The sequence below is a fragment of the Streptomyces sp. NPDC059866 genome (assembly GCF_042731325.1).
In the GTDB taxonomy this organism is placed as follows: Bacteria; Actinomycetota; Actinomycetes; order Streptomycetales; family Streptomycetaceae; genus Streptomyces; species Streptomyces flavusporus.
The window spans coordinates 355,687-376,640 of record NZ_JBHWJT010000002.1 but is presented as its reverse complement, the minus strand read 5'-3'; the positions used below and the strand labels follow the sequence as shown (position 1 = coordinate 376,640).

Below are 20,954 nucleotides of genomic sequence, written 5' to 3'. Positions count from 1 at the left end.
GCCGACGACCACCGCCCCAATAGTTCACGCATTCGCCGACTCCAAACAGACCCTCCTCTGCACCCGGATGCGCGCTGCCTTGCCCAACGCCTGCCAGGCGTCAGCGAGTCTGCCGCCGAGCCCCGGTCAGCCGGGCACCCGTCGAGGCCGAAAGCCACCCAGGGGTATTGAGAAGAATTCTTTGCATAGATACCTTCTCATCATGTCCAACTCGCGACCGCGCGTGCTCTCCGACATTGACGCGCTCAAGGCCCTTGCTCATCCGCTGCGTCAAGAGCTGTTGACCAGGCTCCAGCGGTATGGCCCGGCTACATCTGCCGACCTGGCCGCCGAGTTCGACGAGGACCGCGGCGCGACCAGCTATCACCTGCGCCAACTGGCCCGGTTCGGATTCGTCGAAGAGGACACGGCTCGCTCGTCCGGGCGTCGCAAGTACTGGCGGGCCGTCCCCCAGGACGTGCGGCTGCCGCGCCACCCGACGGCCCCCGAGACTGCTGCCGCCGCTGAGGAGATCGGCCGGCAGTGGATGGCGGGTGCTGATCGCGACCTGACCGCCTACCTGTCCGACCGGGAAGCGTTCGGCGAGTTCGCCGCCGCGGCCATGCACTCCTTCGGCAGCACGACGCTCACCGTTGAGGAGTTGGCCCAGTTCGGCGAGGAGTACATCGCTTTCCTCTCCCGCTGGCATCGCGACCCGGAGCAGGCGTCCCCCGGCAGTCGCCATATCTCCGTCGTGTTCCACGCGTTCCCCACCCCCGAGCGAGGGGACGCGCCGTGACCGCCCCGGCCGCACAGCGGACCACCGAACGACCTTCGTTATGGCGCAACCGCGAGTTCTTCGCCCTGTGGAGCAGTCAGGTCGTCTCGACCCTGGGCGCCCAGATCAGCGGGACGGCGATGCCGCTACTCATGCTTGCGACCACCAACTCGCCCTCCGACGCCGGAATCGTCGGTGCTGCCGGCACGCTCCCCTACCTCGTCGCCCATCTGCCTGCCGGACCGCTGGTGGACCGGTGGAACCGCCGCAGGATCCTGCTGATCAGCGAACTCTGCGCGGGCCTGGCACTCTCCACCGTCCCGATCGCCGTCTGGCTGGGCAGAGTCACGGTCGCGCACCTCGCCGTGGTCGCCTTCGTGCAGGGAGTGTGCTTCGTCTTCTTCGGGCTGGCCGAGCGCGCCGCCCTTCCCAAGATCGTCCCAGCAGCGCTGCTGCCCACCGCGATAGCCCATAACGAGGCCAGGAGTCGCGGTGCGGCTCTGGCCGGCCCTCCCCTGGGCGGCATGCTCTTCGGCATCGACCGAGCCGTGCCGTTCCTGGCCGACGCGCTCTCCTATGCCGTTGCCTGCATCGGACTGTTGTTCATCCGAAGCGACCTGCAGAACCAGACCACTGCACCATCGGAATCGCTGTGGCGGGCGACGACCGCAGGTCTGCGCTGGGTCTGGCGTCACCCTCTCATCCGCGCCGCCATCTTGCTGATCGCCGCCGGCAACCTGGTCTTCCAGGCACTCACACTGACCCTCGTCGTCCTTGCCCAGCACCACGGCGCCACATCCACCACCATCGGCACGATGCTCGGCATCTACAGCGGTGGTGGCCTGATCGGAGCACTCGCGGCGAGCAGGCTCCATCGCCACTTCACGCCCAGAACCGTCATCATCGGAGTCAACTGGATCTGGGCAGCGCTTCTGCCCCTGTTCGCATTCACCACCAGCCCTCTGCTGATCGGCGCCATCGGCGCCGCCTGCGCGTTCATCGGACCGTTGTGGAACGTCGTGATCATCAGCTACGCGACCGTCCTGGTCCCCAACGAGCTGCTGGGGCGTGTCACCAGCGCGGCCATGACCCTGTCCTGGGGAGTCATGCCCGTCGCCTCCCTCGGCGCCGGTTACCTGCTCACCACTCTCGGACCGGTCGGCTCCGTCTTCGTGCTGGCCACAGTGATGCTCGTTACCGCGGTTGTCGCCACCGCCAGTCCGGCCGTCCGGCATGCCCCACCGCTCCCACCCTGGACGGACGCCGGACGAACAGCCCATTGAAAGGAAAGCCATGTCTGCAGACTTCGACGATCGAGCAGTGAGCGACTGGTGCTTCGAGCACCTGGGCTGCCCGGTCGCCGAGCGCACTTTCGCGGCGGGGAACTTGTCCGTGGTCTACGGCCTACGGCTGGCAGACGACCGCGAGGTGGTGCTGAAGATCCGCGACGACGATGCGCGGCTGGTGGCCTGTACCTGGGTGCAACGCCGGATGTGGCAGGCGGGCTTCCCATGCCCGCAGCCATTGACCGGTCCGTTGCCGCTGGGCAGGAAAGCAGCCGGCGCCGAAACTTTTTTGCCAGGGGGTGAGGCGCCCGAACCCGAGGATTCTCCCCGACTGTTCGCCGGCCTGCTGGCCGACTTCGTGACCCGCGCAGAGGGTTTCGATCCGCAGCCGCTGCTACGGCCCGCCCCCGCTTGGGTCCACTGGTACCACAAGGAGGACGGCGTCTGGCCGGTCCCGGATGACCGGGACGTCGACCTCAACGCTGAGCGGTGCTCTGTCACGGCGTGGGTCGATGAGCTCGGCGCTGCCGTGCGCGAGCGGCTTGAGGAGGTCCGCGACGCCGCCTGCGTCCTCGGACACGGAGACTGGGACGGCCGCAATGTGAAGTTTCGCGACGGCCGGCCACTCGCGGTCCACGACTGGGACAGCATGGTCTACGAGCCCGAGGTGGTGATCATCGGCCAGGCCGCCGCCATGTTCGAGGGCGGGCCCACCGGTGCAGGAGCCTCGGTCGAACAGACTGCGGCTTTCCTGGAGGAGTACCAAACGGTGCGCGCACGATCGCTGAGCGACAACGAACTGCAGCTGTGCTGGGCAGCGGGCCTGTGGGTGCGCGCCTTCAACGCCAAGAAATTCCACCTGGACAACTTCGATGCGCTGGGGCGCGACGAAGCCGAGACGAGGATGAGGTATGCCGGGATCTGACGTAACGACAGCCGACGCAGCGACGGAGCACCACGGTGTGGGCGAGGCGCAGATTGCCCGGGAGCGGGCCGGGTAGCCGGCATTCACTGTTCCGCTCTGCGCTGATCACCGTGTTCACTCACAAGAGAGCGGTCAATGGTCACGTCCACGAAGCGACAAGCACACGCACTGCTACGCGTAGCCCTCGCCGAATTCCAGCGCGGGCTGGAGGACGGCAGCGGTATCGCAGTCGTGACAGGCCCGCGTGCCGTCGCGCATCAAGGCGTCCAGGCTTCCAGCGTGCTCAGCTCCTTACCGCCGGCGCCGACATGCCGGCAGGCGGCGTCGTGGACCACCGTCCGTCCCCTGCGTTCGGGAGCCGGCCACACCACCCAGCCGGCGCGGGCGGCGGAGGAGAGCCCGGCAGTCGCCGTGTGGGCACCATCGAGAGATCCACGCCTTCGATCGGCGTGAGATGCCGGTCCGTGACCCAGACCGTGTACTCGGCCGCTTCCACCCTCTCCGGCTTGGCAATCCACGCCGGAACCCCGACCAAATATCTCCACCGGTACAGGCCGGGGACCTCCTGGCGCTCGTGGAGCCGAACACGAACGGTCTGTTTTCTGGGGCGGATGAGGCTGTGGTGCGACGTGGCAGGGGAAGGCTTCGTCAGTCCTTCGAGGCTCGTTCTCGGGGGTGTGGCTCTGTGGCGGGTTGTTGCATGAACCGTCGCTTCGAAGGAGTTGCACGCGCGGGCATTTCCCGTGGATCTGCCCTCCGGAGCCCGGTACTGGACCGTGCTGGATTACGACCTGTGTGTCGTACCCGTGGCCGATCAGTGGCTTCGGTTTTTGCGATTCGGGCGGAGTCGGACCGAGTTGACCACACGGTCGTACGCCAGCGGCACTGCCTTCTGTCTCCGCTGGTGTCGGGCGACGGGGCGCCGGTGGGAGGAGGCCGCAGCCGACATGGGGTTGTTCATGGTGTGGCTGCGTTATTCGCCCAGCCGGCTGGGCGCCGAAGCCCCGACGGTGGTGTGGGGGCCGGGCCCGCAGCCGGCTGCCGCGGCGAGAGTCCGCGGCCGTGTCACCGGCGGCGCGGGGCGCGCAGTTCGGGCATGCCGCGCGCTTCGACGAGCGAGGCGAGCACCCGCTCGGTGGTGGCCTGGGTGACCTGCAGGATGTGGGGCTGCGAGCGGCTCCGCGCCGCGACACCCGGGGCCGCGGCAACGGTCCGCGACCCGGTTCCTGCCCCACTGTCGACGACGGGGCCGTCATGGCGACCGCTGCAAAGCGCAGGATTGCCTTCACTCGGCGTGTGGCCGAGGTCCGGCGGCCCCTCGTCGTGCGGGGCGAGATCGCCGGGTCAGCGCAGGAAGTCCAGCACTGCCTTGCTGAGTTCCTCCGGCGCCTCTTCGGGCAGGAAGTGGCCGGCTCCGGGGATGACCAGTCCGGTGACGTCCGTGGCCACCATGCGCATGGTCTCCTCCGGCATGGTGCCGGTGCTGTACTGACCGCCTATCGCCAGGACCGGGATGGACAGCGGTCCCTCGTCGCGCCAGCGCAGGGCGTGCTCGGCGGAGGTGTCGAGGGTCCGGTAGTACTCGAAGCTGGCGCGCAGGGCGGCCGGGTCGCGCAGCTGGTCGACGTAGACATCGATGGCCTGCTGCGGGATGGCGCCGGGGGTGGCGGTCTTGGACGTGAAGGTGTGGCCGAAGTAGATCTCCTCGCGGCCCGCGACCATGCGCTCGTTGATGCCCTGCAGCCGATTGAAGGCGAAGTGCCACAGGAACTCGTTGGTGGCCGGGTCCGACATCAGCGGCGGGGACGGCGAGAGACCAGGGAGGATCGACTCGGCGCCGACAAGGCGAGTGACGCGGTCGCGGTGGCTCGCAGCCAGGGCGTAGCCGACCAGCATGCCCAGGTCGTAGCCGACGACGGCGAAGCGGTCGTGGCCCAGGGCGGTCATCAGGGCGGCCATGTCGTCGGCGAGTGTGGCGGCGTCATAGCCGGTGGCGGGCTTGTCGCTGGCACCCATGCCGCGCAGGTCGGGGGCGACGACGGTGAAGCGCTCGACCAGGGCGGGCATGACCAGCCGCCAGCTGTACCAGAACTGGGGCCAGCCGGGCAGGAGCAGCAGCGGCGGCCCGTCACCGCCGACCACGGCGTGCAGGGTCAGCTCGGTGGTCCTGACGGTGCGGCTGGTGAACGTGTCGGTGAACCCGGCGGGCAGCTCAGGCACGTCGGTCATGGTGAACGGCACGGTGATTCCTTCTCGCGGCGCGGGGCGGCCACATCGAAACGGATGAACTATCCACTTCACCGTAACACAACCGGATGAGCTATCCACTTATGCTGTGATGCATGACCAGTGCACCGATGCGCAAGGACGCTGCCCGCAACCGGCAGCGCATCGTCGACGTGGCCCGGCAGTTCGTCGACGACGGCACCCCGCTGCAGCTCAACGACGTCGCCCGCCTCGCCGGCGTGGGGGTGGCCACCGTCTACCGGCACTTTCCGACGCCGGAGGCCCTGATGGAGACCGTGGCGACCCCGGGCCTGGAAGCGCTGGTCGCCCACGCGGAACGGGCGCTGACCGAGGAAGACCCCTGGAAGGCTTTGGCCGGCTTCCTCGACGTCACCTTGGAGGCGCAGCTGACCGACCCCTCGCTCACCATCGTGCGCGCAGCGCCGGAACGCGTCCTGTCCCGCACCGAGGAACTGACCGCCATGCTGGACTCGCTCGCCGGTCAGTTGCTCGACCGCACGCGCGCGGCAGGCGCCGTACGCGGCGTGGTCACCTGGGACGACCTGCTGCCGCTCATGTGCGGGATCGCCTTTGCCGCCAACATCCATGCCGATGACCGGCAGGCGCGTCTGGAGTCCGGCCGCCGCTACCTGGGAGTGATGCTGCAGGGGCTGCACGGCTGAGCCGCCGCCGGGCTGGCTGCATCTCCTTGACCTCCGAGGCAGTTCATGTTGTCCGAGCAAGTATTGAGCAGCCAGCTTTAAGTCTTGATCGCCATGCGCTGCTGTGAAGGCCTTCATCTGCAGATACTTCGACTCAAACTCTGCATGTGATGCAGCTCACCTTCTTCAGGGAAGAGTGATGGGTCTTTCCTTGTTCGAACAAGTAACGGCCGCGGGAGACCCCGCGCCTCCGTTTGGACACTCCCTTCCCCACGAAAAGAGATGACGATGTCGAAGGCATTCGAGCCCTACGAGCTGGGTGGCAAGCGCCTGGCCAACCGCCTGGTGATGGCGCCGATGACCCGAAGCCGCGCCTACGGCCCCGGCCAGAGCCCCATGCCGTTGATGGCCGACTACTACGCGCAGCGCGCCTCCGCCGGACTGATCGTCACCGAGGGCGTCCAGCCCTCCAGGGTCGGCCAGGGCTACCCCGACACCCCCGGCATCCACACCGCCGGACAGGTCGCGGCCTGGCGCCACGTGACCGACGCCGTGCACGCCCAGGGTGGCGTGATCTACCTGCAGATCATGCACACCGGACGAGTCGGCCACCCCGCGCTGACGGGCCTGCAGCCCGTCGGCCCCTCCGTCGTCGCGGCCGCCGGGCAGGTGTACACCCACGAAGGCCCTCAGGACTTCGTCACCCCGCACGAACTGACCGACGCCGAGATCCGCGCCACCATCGCCGACTACGCCACCGCCGCCCGAGGCGCCATCGAGGCCGGCTTCGACGGCGTCGAGCTGCACGGCGCCAACGGGTACCTCATCCACCAGTTCCTCGCCCCGAACAGCAACCAGCGCACCGACGCATGGGGCGGCAGCCCGGAAAAGCGCATCCGCTTCGCCGTGGAGACCACCAAGGCCGTCGCCGAAGCCATCGGCGCTGACAAGGTCGGCTTCCGCCTCTCCCCGGGCAACCCCTACAACGACATCGACGAGTCCGACACCGCCGACATGGAGGCCACCTACACCGCCCTGGTCGAGGCCCTCGCCCCGCTGAACCTCGCCTACCTGCACCAGCTGGAGGCCCCCGGCGTACGTGACCTGACGCTCCGGCTGCGCAAGGCATGGCCGACGGCCTTCATCCTCAACCCCTTCACCGGCCAGGAGCCCACCGGACCGGCCGAGCTGGAACTCGTCGAGAACGGCACCGCCGACCTGCTCGCCTACGGCGCCCTCTTCCTCGCCAACCCCGACCTGCCCGCCCGCCTGGCCCAGGGTGGCCCGTTCAACACCCCCGACCCCACCACCTTCTACGGCGGCGACGAGAAGGGCTTCACCGACTACCCCACGCTGGAGGAAGCCCACGCCTGACGGTTCGGCGACAGACCCGAGCCCGCCGGGCATGCCACACCTGAGCAGCACATACCCTGCCCTCAGGATGTGGACCCGAGGGCCCGCACGCGGCAGTCGGCCCCACCGCCGGCTGCCGCGGCCGGCCCCGGCAAGGACGGTCGCACGGGAGAAAGCAGAAGACACCATGGAAACCGAGGCAACGCCCCAGGTCCCCGAGACCGGGGAACTGCCCGAGGCCGCGCGCCGCGGGCCTATCAGCCATGCGATCTTCCGGGTGGCCCGCCTGCACCGCATGCTTGCCGGCCAGTTGCTGCGCGAGGTCGGCCTGCACCCGGCCCAGGAGCTGGTCATGATGCAGCTGTGGGACCGCGGCCGGATGCGCCAGACCGACCTGGCCCGGCACGTCGGCGCCGACGCCGCCACCATGACCCGCACCATCCAGCGCCTGGAGAAGGCCGGCTTCGTACGCCGCGTGCGCTCCACCAGCGACAAACGCTCCGTCCTGGTCGAACCCACCGCCGCCAGCCAGGCCCTGCGCCAACAGGTCGAAGACCTCTGGGCCCGCCTCGAGGACTACGTCGCCGGCGACCTCACCGACCCCGAACGCGGCGAGACCCTCGCCGTCCTCGAACGCCTCGAAACCAACCTCGCTGCCTTCGTCAGGGATGCCGGGCAGCACATCTAGCGCCCTGATCGAGGTCGCCCAAGGCGGGGTCGCGGCAAGCCAAAGGCCGACGGTGGTCCGTTGCCGTTGCGGGTTCTCCGTCACCTGGAGCCGCCCAGACCACGGCGCTGCTCGAACAGGAACGGGCGAGCGGACACATGCTGGCGTCGCTGTCGTTCGGCGCCGGACCGACGTATGTGCTGCGCCACCACTACCTGCCCGCGGTGCTGCCCGCCGTCCTGCGCAACGCCCTGCTGCGGCTGCCCACCACGGTCCTCGTCCTGGCCTCCCTCGGCTTCCTCGGCCTGGGCGAGCAGCCGCCCACGCCGGAGTGGGGCCGCCTGCTGTCGGAGAACCAGCCGTACGTGGAACTGGCTCCCTGGACCGTACTCGGCCCGGCCGGTGCGCTCGTCCTGCTCTCCGTACTCGCCGTGTCGGGCACGGCACTGGGACGGGACGGGAAGCGACGCGCGCGCCCATGACAGCCGAAGGCATCTCCACCAGTCGATCCCCCATCAGGAACACACAGACTCCGACGGGGTAATTGCTTCGGTTGTGTTCGAAGTTCTAGGGTGAGCCGGGTGCAGCAGCCGACTCCGTCATCACGAGCCGCGATCCGTAACGCCGGCAACTGCTGTTTCAGCACCGTGAGTTCACCGTGAGTTGAGCCGCTCTCCGTTCGTGCAGCGCACTGTTCGTTCCGAGGAAGGACACGGTCATGCCGCACCCGCACGCGTCTCCCGCCGATCAGCCGGCTCGCCCCGAGCAGCGGGCCTTCGTCAGTCGCCGTCGACTCCTCGAGTCCGGTGCCGCCGTTCTCGGCGCGCTCGCCCTGTCCTCGCCCGCCCGGGACGCCGCCGCGCACCCCGCCGGCCGGAGCGCGGCGGCGGACGGATCCCCCGAGTGGAACGGGAACATCGGGGTCTTCCGGCTGGGCACCGAACCGCCGCACACCACCCTCATGCCGTACGCCGACGTCGAACAGGCCCTGGCCGCCGACCGCACCCGCTCGCCGTACCGGCAAAGCCTCGACGGGCAGTGGAAGTTCGCCTACGCCGACCGCCCCGACGAACGGGATCCGGACTTCCACCGCACCGACGTCGACGACTCCGACTGGGACACCGTCCCCGTGCCGTCCGTCTGGCAGTTGCACGGCTACGACTTCCCCATCTACGTCAACATCACCTACCCCTGGTGGGGCCCCAACGGCCTGGGCGAGGAGCCGCAGCCCCCGGCCGCGCCGACCCGCTACAACCCCGTCGGCCAGTACCGGCGCACCTTCACCGTTCCGCGGAACTGGGCGGGCCGGCGGACGTTCCTGCACTTCGAGGGGGTCAAGTCCGCCCACTACGTATGGATCAACGGCGAGTTGGTCGGCTACCACGAGGACTCCTACACCCCCGCCGAATACGACATCACCGACCATCTCAGGCCCGGCACCAACCAGATCGCCGTGGAGGTGTACCGCTACTCCGACGGCGACTGGCTGGAGGACCAGGACATGATCCGGCTGAGCGGCATCTTCCGCTCGGTGTACCTCTTCTCCACCCCGGTCGTGCACCTGCGCGACTTCAAGCTGGACACGCCGCTGAGCGACGACCACACGGCCGCCGACCTGTCCGTCACCGCGAGCGTGCGCGCCTACGGCAGTGGCGGCGCCGGGCGGTACACGGTCGAGACGCAGCTGTACGACGCGCGGGGCCACGCCGTCTGGCCGAGGCCGTTGCAGCAGGCCGTCGACGTCGGACCGGCCGACGAGGACGTGACCGTACAGGCCGCCAGAGCCGTGCCCGCGCCGAAGCTCTGGTCGGCCGAACACCCGAACCTGTACACCGCCGTCCTGCGCCTGCGCGATCCGGCGGGCAAGGTGACCGAGACGCTGTCGCACCGGGTCGGCCTGCGCGAGTTCGCGCTGAAGGACGGGCTGATGCGCATCAACGGCAGGCCCGTCTCCTTCCGAGGCACCAACCGGCACGAGATGCACCCCGACCGCGGCACGGCGCTGACCCGCGCGGACATGGTCGAGGACATCGAGGTCATCAAGCGGATGAACATGAACACGGTCCGCACCTCGCACTATCCCGACAACCCACTGTGGCTGGAACTCGCCGACGAATACGGCCTGTACATCGTCGACGAGGCCAACGTCGAGACCCACGGCATCCGCGGCCAGTACCCCGGCAACCACGCCGACTGGAGCGCGGCCTGCGTGGCCCGCGCCCAGAACATGGTGCACCGCGACAAGAACCACGCCTCGGTCGTCATCTGGTCGCTCGGCAACGAGGCGGGCGGCGGCAGCACGTTCGTCGCCATGCACGACTGGATCCGCTCCTACGACCCGACCCGCGTCATCCAGTACGAGGGCGACGACCGCCCCACGATCAGTGACATCCGCTCGGAGATGTACGAGAGCCCCGCGCGCGTCGAGGCCCGCGCGAAGGACACCGCCGACACCCGGCCGTACGTCATGATCGAGTACTCCCACGCGATGGGGAACTCGAACGGCAACTTCAAGAAGTACTGGGACATCATCCGCCGCCACGACGTCCTCCAGGGCGGCTGGATCTGGGACTTCATGGACCAGTCCCTGAGCTGGCCCACCCCGACACGCAAGCTGCTCACCGAGACCGGTCCCGGACGGCTCAAGGGGGAAGTCCTCGCCCCCAGCGGCACCTTCGACCGCGAGCGGGGAGTCTTCGGCGGCACCGTCTTCGCCCGCGACGCGAGCCTCGACCTCACCGGCTCCCTGACGCTGGAGGCCTGGGTCACCCCGCACGTGACCGGCGGCCACCAGCCCATCCTCGCCAAGGGCGACACCCAGTACGCCCTGAAGCAGACCAACAGGAACATCGAGTTCTTCATCCACGGCGGCGGACAGTGGATCACCGCGAGCTGGGCGGTGCCGGACGACTGGACCGGCAGGGACCACCACATCGCCGGTGTCTTCGACGCCGAGGCGGGCACGCTGACCCTGTACGTCGACGGAGCGGTGAGGGCCACCCGGACCACCACGCGCAGACCCGGCAGCAACACCGCGCCGCTGTCGCTGGCCACCGACGTCGACAACTGGACCCGGGAGTTCAGCGGCACCGTACGGCGGGCACGCGTCTACGCCCGCGCCCTGACCGCCGCCGAGCTGGCCGAGGAGGGCCGCGGCCCCGGCGACGACGGTGTGCGGTTCTGGTTCGACGCCGCCACCGCCGGCTTCACCGAGCAGCGGCCCCGCGAGCGGACGTTCTTCGCGTACGGCGGCGACTGGGGCGACAACCCCAACGACGGGAACTTCGTCGCGGACGGCATCGTCACCGCGGACCGCGCCCACACCGGCAAGGCCGCCGAGGTCAAACAGGTCTACCAGGCGATCGACGTCGCACCGGCCGACGGCGTGGGGACGGTCAAGGTCACCAACGAGTACCTGTTCACCGACCTGCGTGAGTTCGACGGAAGATGGAGCCTCCTCGCCGACGGGGAGGTCGTCCGGCGCGGCAGGCTGACCCGCGAACAGCTGAACGTCCCGCCCCTGTCGAGCAAGGAGATCACCCTGCCCGTACGGCTGCCGGACGACCCGGCACCGGGCACCGAGTACTTCCTCCAGCTGTCGTTCACCACCAAGGAGCCCACGAAGTGGGCGAAGGCCGGCTTCGAGGTGGCCAAGCAGCAGCTTCCCCTCGACGCCGGCAGCCCGGCCGTGACGCCGGTGCCGCTGGACAGCGTCCCTGCGCTGACCTACGACGACGGCGACACGTCCGTCACCGTCACCGGCAAGGGCTTCTCCGTCACCGTCGACAAGAGCAGCGGGGTCATCACCTCGTACGAGGCCGCCGGCACCCGCCTGATCACCTCCGGACCCGCGCCGAACTTCTGGCGGGCGCCGACCGACAACGACAAGGGCAACGGCCAGCACACCCGCAACCAGACCTGGCGCGACGCGGGCGCCCGGCGCAGGGTGACGGACGTGAGCGTGCGCGCCCTGCGCGACCGGGCCGTCGAGATCAAGGTCAGCGGCACGCTGCCCACCACCGTCGAGTCCGCGTACACCACCACGTACACGGTCTTCGGCAACGCCGAGATCAAGGTCGACAACACTCTGCACCCGGGCGCGGCGACCCTGCCGTACATCCCGGAGGTCGGCACCCTGCTGTATCTGCCGGGCAGCCTGGAGCGGGTCGACTACTACGGGCGCGGCCCCGAGGAGAACTACTGGGACCGCAACAACGGCACCGACGTCGGCCGCTGGTCCGGGACCGTCTCCGGACAGTGGACGCCCTACATCCGCCCGCAGGAGAACGGCAACCGGACCGACGTCCGCTGGGTCGCCCTGACCGGCCGGAACGGTGTCGGCCTGCTTGCGGCCGGCGAGCCGCTGCTGGAGTTCAACGCCTCGCACTTCACCCCCGAGGACCTGTCGGTCGGGGCGCGCCACGACTACCAGCTCATCGCTCGGGACGTGGTCGTCCTGCGGCTGAACCACCGGCAGATGGGCGTGGGCGGCGACAACAGCTGGGGCGCGCACACCCATGACGAGTACAAGCTGTTCACCGACCGCGACTACTCCTTCACCTACCGGTTGCGTCCCCTCACCGACGTACGCCGGGCGACGGCGGCGGCTCGTCGGCCCACGGCCGGGGACTTCTCCGGGTAGCCGCAGGTCCCGCCGGGCGACACCCGTGATCGGCGGTGTGTCGCCCGGCGCCCTGTGGAAACCCGTATCGACACAGGGCGAGACGAGCAGCAGGCAGGTGGTGGGACATGAGTTTCCGAGACCGCGCGCACGCCGGCCGGGAGCTGGCCGAGCATCTGCGCATCCTGCAGGAGAAGGGCACCCTCCCGGACCCCGTCGTGCTCGCCCTGCCCCGCGGTGGCGTCACGGTCGGCCGGGAGGTCGCACGGGCGCTCGGCGCCCCGCTCGACGTGCTCGTCGTCCGCAAGATCGGCGCGCCTGCCCACGAGGAGTTCGGCGTCGGAGCGATCGCGGGCGACGACCCCCCGTTGTTCGACGCCCGGGCCCTGGACCAGCTGGGCCTGACCGAGGAGGAGCTCGCCCCGGTGGTGGCCCGGGAACGGGCCGAACTGCACCGGCGCGAGCAGCGCTACCGGCAGGGCCGCCCCGCCGCCGAACTGAAGGGACGTACCGCGATCGTCGTCGACGACGGGCTGGCCACCGGATCGACAGCGCGTGCCGCCGTGCAGGCCGTGCGCCGGCGCGAGCCCGAACGGCTGGTCGTCGCCGCGCCGGTCTGCTCGCACGAGGCGACCGACCTGCTGCGCGGCGACGTCGACGACGTGGTGTGCCTGATGCGGCCGAGCCCGTTCCACGCGGTCGGGCTCTGGTACGAGGACTTCGAGCAGCTGACGGACGACGACGTGCTGGACGCGCTGCACGGCAGCTGAGCCGGCCGTACCCCCAGGAGGCGTTCATGACCAGGCAGATACGCGACGTGATGTCGCCCGGCACGGCCTCGGTCGAGCCGATGACCACCGTGGCGCGGGCGGCGCGGCTGATGCGCGAGCAGGACATCGGCGATGTCCTGGTGGCCTACGACTGTGATCTGTTCGGCGTCCTCACCGACCGCGACATCGCGGTCCGGGCCGTCGCCGAGGGCCTCGACCCGAACACCACCACCGTCGGCTCGCTGTGCACCCGGCCGCCCGTGGTGACCCTCGCGCCCGACGACACGACCGACCACGCCATCGAACTGATGCGCCGGCATGCGGTGCGCAGGATCCCCGTCGTCGAGCACGGCGGCTGCCCCATCGGCATGATCAGCCTCGGTGATCTCGCCGCCTCCGAGGATCCGCACTCCGCCCTGGCGGACATCAGCCGGGCCGCCCCCAACCACTGAAACCGGCCCACGCCGCGACTGAGACGCGCGTCATGTCGCAGGGATCAGTGTGGCGAGGAGCAAGGCGGGACGAAAGAATCTCTTACGCACCACACCCGGCCAACGCTCTTCACCACACCGAAAGGGACCTCCGCATGGACGAGCAGGACGAGCGCTTCGACGTCGTCGTTCTCGGAGCGGGCCCCGGCGGGTACGTCGCCGCCATCCGCGCCGCCCAGCTGGGCAAACGTGTCGCCGTCGTCGAGGAGAAGTACTGGGGCGGTGTCTGCCTGAACGTCGGCTGCATCCCCACCAAGGCCCTGCTGCGCAACGCCGAGCTCGCGCACATCGTCACCCGTGAGGCGAAGACCTTCGGCATCAAGGCCGACGGACAGATCACCTTCGACTACGGCGAGGCGTTCCGGCGCAGCCGCAAGGTCGCCGACGGCCGGGTCAAGGGCGTCCACTACCTGATGAAGAAGAACAAGATCACGGAGTACGACGGCCGCGGCACGTTCGTCGACCCGCACACCCTCCAGATCACCGGCTACGACGGCGAGTCCCGCACCATCGGCTTCGACCACTGCATCATCGCCACCGGCGCCACCCCGAAGCTGCTGCCCGGCACCCGCCGCACCTCACGCGTGGTGACGTTCGAGGAGCAGATCCTCGCCGAGGAACTGCCGCAGTCGGTCGTCATCGCGGGCGCCGGTGCGATCGGTGTCGAGTTCGCCTACATCCTGCACAACTACGGCGTGAAGGTCACCGTCGTCGAGTTCCTGGACCGCGCCGCCCCTCTCGAGGACGCCGAGGTCTCCACCGAACTCGCCCGCCAGTACCGCAAGCTGGGCATCGACGTGCTCACCTCGACCCGCGTCGACGCCATCGACGAGTCCGGCCCGCAGGTCCGCGTCACGGTCACCGCGAGGGACGGCTCCCAGCAGATCCTCGAGGCCGACAAGGTCCTCCAGGCCATCGGCTTCCAGCCGAACGTCGAGGGCTACGGGCTGGAGAAGACGGGTGTGAAGGTCACCGACCGCGGCGCGATCGACGTCGACGGCCGCTGCCGCACCTCCGTCCCGCACATCTACGCCATCGGCGACGTCACCGCGAAGCTGATGCTCGCGCACGCCGCCGAGGCCATGGGCGTGGTCGCCGCCGAGACCATCGCGGACGCCGAGACGATGGAGCTCGACTACGTGATGATCCCGCGCGCCACGTACTGCCAGCCGCAGATCGCCAGCTTCGGCTACACCGAGGCGCAGGCCCGTGAGCTGGGCTACGACGTCAAGGTCGCCAAGTTCCCGTTCACCGCCAACGGCAAGGCGCACGGCCTCGGCGACACCACCGGCTTCGTGAAGCTGATCAGCGACGCGAAGTACGGCGAGCTGATCGGCGGCCACCTCATCGGCCCCGACGTCACCGAGCTGCTGCCCGAGCTGACCCTGGCCCAGAAGTGGGACCTCACCGTCCACGAGGTGGCCCGCAACGTCCACGGCCACCCGACCCTCGGCGAGGCGATCCAGGAGGCCGTGCACGGCCTGGCCGGCCACATGATCAACATGTAGGGACGTTCAGCAGTCGTGACGCCGCCGGTACGTGCTACTCGGCGGCGTCGCTGATGCCGAGCCGCAGATGCTCCACGTGGTACACGGCCTGGTCGAGGAGCTGGGCGACATGGTCGTCGTGCAGCGCGTACACCACCGACCGGCCGCGACGCTCGCCCACCACCAGGCCGAGGTTGCGCAGCAGCCGCAGCTGGTGCGAGCACGCGGACTGCTCCATGCCCACCTCGGCGGCCAACTCGGTCGCGGGCAGCGGTCCTTCGCGCAGCCGCGCGAGGATCAGCAGGCGGGACGGGGTGGACAGGGCCTGGAGCGTGGTGGCCACCTTGGCGACGTTGTCCGCGTCGAGACGTACGCGTTCCGTGGTGTCCTGCGCGGCGGTGACGGCTCCATGACCCATGACCGCCATCCTACCCACCCCGCATGAACGAATGAACGGGTCTTCATATGTTCCTGTATGGTGGCCCTGTGTCAGCGACTCTTGCGCCCCACCCGGCCCCCACCCGCACCCCGACGGCACCCCGCCGCCGCACCCGGATCCTCGCCCTGCCCGAGGCCCGCTGGGCCCTCGCCGCCCTCGTGACGTTCCTGGCGGGACTCGCCCTGGACCTGGGCGGCGCCCCCGTCTGGGCGTTCGCCCCGCTGTACGCCGTCGCCTACGTCACCGGCGGCTGGGAACCGGCCCTCGAAGGACTGCGGGCCCTGCGCGACAAGACCCTCGACGTCGATCTGCTGATGATCGTCGCGGCGCTGGGCGCGGCCGCCATCGGCCAGGTCCTCGACGGCGCCCTGCTGATCGTCATCTTCGCCACCTCCGGCGCCCTGGAGGCGCTGGCCACCGCCCGCACCGCCGACTCCGTGCGCGGCCTGCTCGACCTCGCGCCCACCACCGCGACCCGCGTCACCGACGAGGACACCGAGGAGACCGTGCCGACCGGCGACCTCACCGTCGGCGATGTGCTGCTGATCCGGCCGGGCGAGCGCATCGGCGCCGACGGCCGGGTCCTGGACGGCACCAGCGAGGCCGACCAGGCGACCATCACCGGCGAACCCCTCCCGGTACTCAAGCGCCCCGGCGACGAGGTCTTCGCCGGCACCCTCAACGGCACCGGCTCCCTGCGCGTCCGGGTCGAACGGGACCCCGCCGACTCGGTCATCGCCCGCATCGTGACCCTCGTCGAGGAGGCCTCCCGCACCAAGGCGCCGACCCAGCTGTTCATCGAGAAGGTCGAACAGCGGTACGCCGTCGGCGTGGTCGCCGCCACGCTCGCCGTCTTCGCCGTACCGCTCGCCTTCGGCGCGAACCTCACCGAAGCGCTCCTGCGCGCCATGACCTTCATGATCGTCGCCTCCCCGTGCGCGGTCGTCCTGGCCACCATGCCGCCCCTGCTGTCCGCCATCGCCAACGCCGGCCGGCACGGCGTGCTGGTCAAGTCGGCCGTCGCGATGGAACGCCTCGGCGAGATCGACACCGCCGCCCTCGACAAGACCGGCACGCTCACCGAGGGTGCCCCCGAGGTGACGGACGTACGACCGCTGCCGGACTCCGGCCTCGACGAGGACCGGCTCCTCGCCCTCGCCGCCGCGGCCGAGCACCCCAGCGAGCACCCGCTGGCCCGCGCGATCGTGGCCGCGGCCCGCGCCCGGGACCTGCCGATCGCGCCCACCGAGGAGTTCACGGCCGTCCCGGGCCGCGGGGTCACCGCCGTCGTCGGGGGGCACAAGGTGAGCGTCGGCCGCGCGGAGGCCCTGGCCGGTCGCGAGGACGGTGCGACGGTCGTCCTGGTAGTCCGCGACGGCAACCCCGTCGGCACGCTCGCCCTCACCGACCGCCTCCGCCCCGAGGCCGCCGCGACCACGGCCGCCCTCACCGCCCTCACCGGCACCGCCCCCCTCCTGCTCACCGGCGACAACGCGCACACCGCCGCCCGTGTCGCCGAGGCCACCGGCCTGACGGACGTCCGTGCGGACCTGCTGCCCGAGGACAAGGTGAACGCCGTACGCGACCTCCAGGACAGCGGCCGCAAGGTGCTCTTCGTCGGAGACGGCGTCAACGACGCCCCCGCCCTCGCCGCCGCGCACTCCGGCGTGGCGATGGGCCGCGCCGGCTCCGACCTGGCGCTGGAGACCGCGGACGCCGTCGTCGTACGCGACGAACTCGCCACCGTCCCCGCGACCGTACGGCTCTCCCGGGCCGCCCGCCGACTGGTCCAGCAGAACCTGGTCATCGCGGGCACGTTCATCACCGTGCTCGTGGTGTGGGACCTGGTCGGCCATCTGCCGCTGCCGCTCGGCGTCGCCGGACACGAGGGCTCGACCATCCTGGTGGCGCTGAACGGGCTCCGGCTGCTGCGCGAATCCGCGTGGCGATCCGGGCCGGTCCAGGACAGCCGAGGTTGATGTCGAATTCCCGCCAGCCCCAACCCGGCTGCTGGTCGATGCTGGACGCATGCAGAACGGGATGCACACCGACACCGAACGCTGTCTGCGCGCCGTCCAGTCCAAGGACGCCCGCTTCGACGGCTGGTTCTTCACCGCGGTCCTGACCACCGGGATCTACTGCCGCCCCAGCTGCCCCGTCGTGCCGCCCAAGCCGCAGAACATGGTGTTCCACCCGAGCGCGGCCGCCTGCCAGCAGGCCGGTTTCCGGGCGTGCAAACGCTGCCGCCCGGACACCAGCCCCGGCTCCCCGGAATGGAACCAGCGCGCAGATGCGGTCGCCCGTGCCATGCGGCTGATCGCCGACGGAGTCGTGGACCGCGAGGGCGTCCCCGGCCTCGCGGCCCGGCTCGGCTACAGCACCCGGCAGATCGAACGCCAGCTGCTCGCCGAGCTGGGCGCGGGCCCGCTCGCCCTGGCCCGCGCCCAGCGCGCCCAGACCGCCCGGCTGCTCATCGAGACGACCGAACTGCCGATGGCGCAGATCGCCTTCGCCGCCGGTTTCGCCTCGATCCGCACCTTCAACGACACGGTCCGCGAGGTGTACGCCCTGACTCCCAGCGAGCTGCGCACCCGAGCACCTCGCCCTCAGGGCACCCCCGGCGCCCTGTCCCTGCGCCTCCCGTTCCGCGCCCCCCTCAACCCCGACAACCTCTTCGGTCACCTCGCGGCCACCGCCGTACCGGGCGTGGAGGAGTGGCGCGACGGCGCATACCGACGCACGCTCCGCCTTCCGTACGGCCACGGCATCGTCGCGCTGACCCCGAACCCCGACCACATCGCCTGCCGCCTCACCCTCAGCAACCTGCGCGATCTGCCGGTCGCCATCAGCCGCTGCCGCCGCATGCTCGACCTGGACGCCGACCCGGCCGCCGTCGACGACCAGCTGCGCACCGACCCGGTGCTGGCGCCGCTGGTGGACAAGGCGCCGGGGCGACGGGTGCCGCGCACCGTCGACGAGGCCGAGTTCGCCGTACGGGCGGTACTGGGCCAGCAGGTCTCCACGGCCGCCGCCCGCACCCACGCCGCCCGCCTGGTCCTCGCGCACGGCGAACCCGTCGACGACCCCGAGGGCGGCCTCACCCACCTGTTCCCGTCCGTCGAGTCGCTGGCGTCCGTCAACCCGGAGTCACTGGCGATGCCCCGCACCCGCCGGACGACCTTCACGACGCTCATCGGTCAACTCGCCGACGGCTCACTCCACTTGGGCGTGGAGAGCGACTGGCCCGAGACCCGCGCCCGGCTCCTGTCCCTCCCCGGGTTCGGCCCCTGGACGGCCGACGTCATCGCCATGCGCGCCCTCGGCGACCCCGACGCCTTCCTCCCCACCGACCTCGGCATCCGCCGCGCGGCAGGAGAGCTGGGCCTGCCGTCCACCCCCGCCGCGCTCACCGCCCGAGCGGCGTCCTGGCGACCGTGGCGGGCCTACGCGGTCCAGTACCTGTGGGCGACGGACAGCCACCCGATCAACTTCCTGCCTGTGTAAGGACGTTCAGTGAAACAGCACACCGTGATCGACAGCCTGTACGGCCCGCTGACGCTCGTCGCCGAGGACGGCGCCCTGTGCGGCCTCTACATGACCGACCAACGCCACCGCCCACCGGAGGAGACCTTCGGTGAGCCCGACGACACGCCCTTCGCGGAGGCCGAGAAGCAACTGCAGGCCTATTTCGCGGGCGAGTTGAAGGAGTTCACCCTCGAACTACGCCTGAACGGCACGCCGTTCCAGCGCACCGTCTGGCAACAGCTGCAGCAGATCCCCCACGGCGAGACCCGCACGTACGGAGAACTCGCCGACGCCCTGGGCAACCCCAAGGCGTCCCGCGCGGTCGGCCTCGCCAACGGCAGAAACCCCATCGGCATCATCGTCCCCTGCCACCGCGTGGTCGGCGCCGACGGCAGCCTCACCGGCTACGGCGGCGGCCTCCCTCGCAAACAACGTCTCCTGGACTTCGAACGTGGGACGGCGTTGTTCTAGGCAGTGGGGGACCGGCGCGGCCCCCCACAGTGCGGGCAAGGTCGCATGGGGACCGGGCCTGTCATGGACCGGCGTCCAGAGGGGAGCCTTCGATTTCCCCGCCTCGCGTTGCCTGCTGAGCCGTATCGGCGCCGCGACTGATGACGGGCGAGTTCCTGATGCGGCCCCGCCGGGTGGCCAACTGCTCGGCGACGGCGCCATTGCGAACAGTGATGCCGGAGTCGGTGATGGAGCCGCCGCGGTGAGCTCGCACGCGGACCTGGCCGGAGCCCTGCGTGCCCCCAGTGCCCCGGAGGGCGATGACCACGGCAACCACCACCAGTACGGCCAGGGTTGCGGCCAGGGACCAGCTCCAGCGACTGGTGATCAGGTTGGTGACGATCCCGGTGGCGACGCCGAGGACCACCCCGGCGGCCGTGACGATCTTGGAAGTTCGTGAGGGCACCGCTGACTCCTGTGGTTGATGCGACGAACGCCCAGGGACTGGCCGTCGGTGTTCCGCGCGTCAGGCCAGCCCGTGGGCGGCAAGCGCGGACAGCAGCGCTCCACAGCGGTTGCCGGGCCGCAGCGGGGGGACGATGCTCACCGCGATCCCCAGGGCGGCTGCGCCTCCGTCGGAACGCTCGTCGTCCCCGACCATCAGCGCGTCCTGAGGGGGAATGCCCATGTTTTCGCAGGCGCTGAGGAACATCTGCGGATCGGGCTTCATGGCTCCCTCCATATACGACATGAGGACGCCGGAGACGAGATGGGTCATCGAATGGAGATCGAAAACAGGGCGGATGTCCCAGGCGATGTTGCTGACCACGGTGACCGGGACGCTCAACTCGTCCAGTTTGCGTAAGGCCAGGAGCGCGTCCTGGTACGGCTTCCAGTACGACGGGTCGATCAGACGTTCATACAGTGCCTGCCGTACGGCAGGCTCATCGACTCCCGCGGCATGCAGCAGCGAGAGGTACGCGGTCCTGTGGAGGTCGGGGTGCAGGTCGCGCCTCTCCCATGCCGCTCGAGCTTCCGCCGGTAAGCCTTTACTCAATCGGTCAGGGGTGGCGAAACGGTGCTGAAATGCCTTCTTCTCGGCCGCGTCCCAGTTTCCCTTCGGTTCTGGCAGGTCTTCCAGCCACTCTGATTCGCGATCATGATGAAACAGGGTTCCGGCGAAATCGAAAATCACACCCTTTGTCGTCACTCGCGGCAGGATACAGGAAGGGGACTTCCTGACGCACTGCCCGGATCGGGGCCAAGAAAGATCAATCGCTTGTGCGCCAGAGCGA

The 20,954-nt window shown here is 69.9% G+C and carries 17 protein-coding genes and 1 pseudogene; 14 read left to right on the top strand and 4 right to left on the bottom strand.

Annotated features, from left to right (window positions below):
* The first annotated feature begins 202 nt into the window (after positions 1-202).
* The 3 genes from ACFV7R_RS03965 to ACFV7R_RS03955 are packed head-to-tail and all read left to right on the top strand — an operon-like array spanning position 203 to position 2,968.
* Entirely contained in the window at positions 203-778 is a 576-nt protein-coding gene (locus ACFV7R_RS03965; RefSeq protein WP_385259558.1) for an ArsR/SmtB family transcription factor, read from the top strand.
* Complete coding sequence (locus ACFV7R_RS03960) at positions 775-2,040, top strand: MFS transporter (protein WP_385259556.1); 1,266 nt, start codon at positions 775-777, stop codon at positions 2,038-2,040. Before ACFV7R_RS03965 ends, ACFV7R_RS03960 begins: the two co-directional genes overlap by 4 nt.
* A gap of 10 nt (positions 2,041-2,050) precedes the next feature.
* Positions 2,051-2,968: a hypothetical protein gene (locus tag ACFV7R_RS03955; RefSeq protein WP_385259554.1), complete on the top strand. Its 918-nt coding sequence runs from the start codon at positions 2,051-2,053 to the stop codon at positions 2,966-2,968.
* Between the two features lie 1,344 nt (positions 2,969-4,312).
* Here the strand turns inward: ACFV7R_RS03955 and ACFV7R_RS03950 are convergent.
* Positions 4,313-5,209 (bottom strand): alpha/beta fold hydrolase, encoded by an 897-nt coding sequence (locus ACFV7R_RS03950; protein WP_385259553.1) that lies wholly within the window; start codon positions 5,207-5,209, stop codon positions 4,313-4,315.
* A 101-nt stretch (positions 5,210-5,310) separates the two neighbouring features.
* On the opposite strand from ACFV7R_RS03950, the gene ACFV7R_RS03945 reads away from it, so the two are divergent.
* From ACFV7R_RS03945 to lpdA, 8 genes and pseudogenes are all read left to right on the top strand, one after another.
* Positions 5,311-5,877, top strand: coding sequence for a TetR/AcrR family transcriptional regulator (locus ACFV7R_RS03945; protein WP_385259550.1), 567 nt, complete (start codon positions 5,311-5,313; stop codon positions 5,875-5,877).
* Positions 5,878-6,144: 267 nt separating this feature from the next.
* Positions 6,145-7,230: an alkene reductase gene (locus ACFV7R_RS03940; protein ID WP_385259547.1), complete on the top strand. Its 1,086-nt coding sequence runs from the start codon at positions 6,145-6,147 to the stop codon at positions 7,228-7,230.
* Between the two features lie 166 nt (positions 7,231-7,396).
* Positions 7,397-7,897 (top strand): MarR family winged helix-turn-helix transcriptional regulator, encoded by a 501-nt coding sequence (locus tag ACFV7R_RS03935; protein ID WP_385259546.1) that lies wholly within the window; start codon positions 7,397-7,399, stop codon positions 7,895-7,897.
* An 80-nt stretch (positions 7,898-7,977) separates the two neighbouring features.
* Positions 7,978-8,358: pseudogene (locus ACFV7R_RS03930) on the top strand (ABC transporter permease subunit); the annotation flags it as partial.
* A gap of 236 nt (positions 8,359-8,594) precedes the next feature.
* On the top strand, positions 8,595-12,518 hold the full coding sequence (locus ACFV7R_RS03925; RefSeq protein WP_385259543.1) for a glycoside hydrolase family 2 TIM barrel-domain containing protein: 3,924 nt from the start codon (positions 8,595-8,597) through the stop codon (positions 12,516-12,518).
* Positions 12,519-12,625: 107 nt separating this feature from the next.
* Complete coding sequence (locus ACFV7R_RS03920; protein ID WP_385259541.1) at positions 12,626-13,267, top strand: phosphoribosyltransferase; 642 nt, start codon at positions 12,626-12,628, stop codon at positions 13,265-13,267.
* Positions 13,268-13,293: 26 nt separating this feature from the next.
* Positions 13,294-13,719, top strand: coding sequence for a CBS domain-containing protein (locus tag ACFV7R_RS03915; protein ID WP_385259538.1), 426 nt, complete (start codon positions 13,294-13,296; stop codon positions 13,717-13,719).
* Between the two features lie 134 nt (positions 13,720-13,853).
* The gene (gene lpdA, locus ACFV7R_RS03910; protein WP_385259535.1) at positions 13,854-15,266 is read left to right on the top strand and encodes a dihydrolipoyl dehydrogenase; all 1,413 of its coding nucleotides are present in this window, start codon (positions 13,854-13,856) and stop codon (positions 15,264-15,266) included.
* Between the two features lie 34 nt (positions 15,267-15,300).
* Here the strand turns inward: lpdA and ACFV7R_RS03905 are convergent, their stop codons facing one another.
* Positions 15,301-15,663 carry a metalloregulator ArsR/SmtB family transcription factor gene (locus ACFV7R_RS03905; protein WP_129800329.1) on the bottom strand — a complete coding sequence of 121 codons (363 nt, stop codon included), beginning with the start codon at positions 15,661-15,663 and terminating at the stop codon, positions 15,301-15,303.
* Positions 15,664-15,710: 47 nt separating this feature from the next.
* Between ACFV7R_RS03905 and ACFV7R_RS03900 the strand changes: the two genes are divergently transcribed.
* The 3 genes from ACFV7R_RS03900 to ACFV7R_RS03890 are packed head-to-tail and all read left to right on the top strand — an operon-like array spanning position 15,711 to position 19,680.
* A complete protein-coding gene (locus ACFV7R_RS03900; RefSeq protein WP_385259533.1) occupies positions 15,711-17,663 on the top strand; it encodes a heavy metal translocating P-type ATPase in 1,953 nt (650 codons plus the stop codon).
* A 49-nt stretch (positions 17,664-17,712) separates the two neighbouring features.
* A complete protein-coding gene (locus ACFV7R_RS03895; protein ID WP_385259532.1) occupies positions 17,713-19,188 on the top strand; it encodes a DNA-3-methyladenine glycosylase 2 family protein in 1,476 nt (491 codons plus the stop codon).
* Positions 19,189-19,197: 9 nt separating this feature from the next.
* Positions 19,198-19,680, top strand: a complete 483-nt coding sequence (locus ACFV7R_RS03890) for a methylated-DNA--[protein]-cysteine S-methyltransferase (RefSeq protein WP_385259529.1) — start codon at positions 19,198-19,200, stop codon at positions 19,678-19,680.
* A gap of 61 nt (positions 19,681-19,741) precedes the next feature.
* On the opposite strand, the gene ACFV7R_RS03885 is transcribed toward ACFV7R_RS03890, so the two are convergent.
* Entirely contained in the window at positions 19,742-20,125 is a 384-nt protein-coding gene (locus ACFV7R_RS03885; RefSeq protein WP_385259527.1) for a hypothetical protein, read from the bottom strand.
* Between the two features lie 60 nt (positions 20,126-20,185).
* On the bottom strand, positions 20,186-20,869 hold the full coding sequence (locus tag ACFV7R_RS03880; RefSeq protein WP_385259525.1) for an HAD family hydrolase: 684 nt from the start codon (positions 20,867-20,869) through the stop codon (positions 20,186-20,188).
* Between the last annotated feature and the right edge of the window lie 85 nt (positions 20,870-20,954).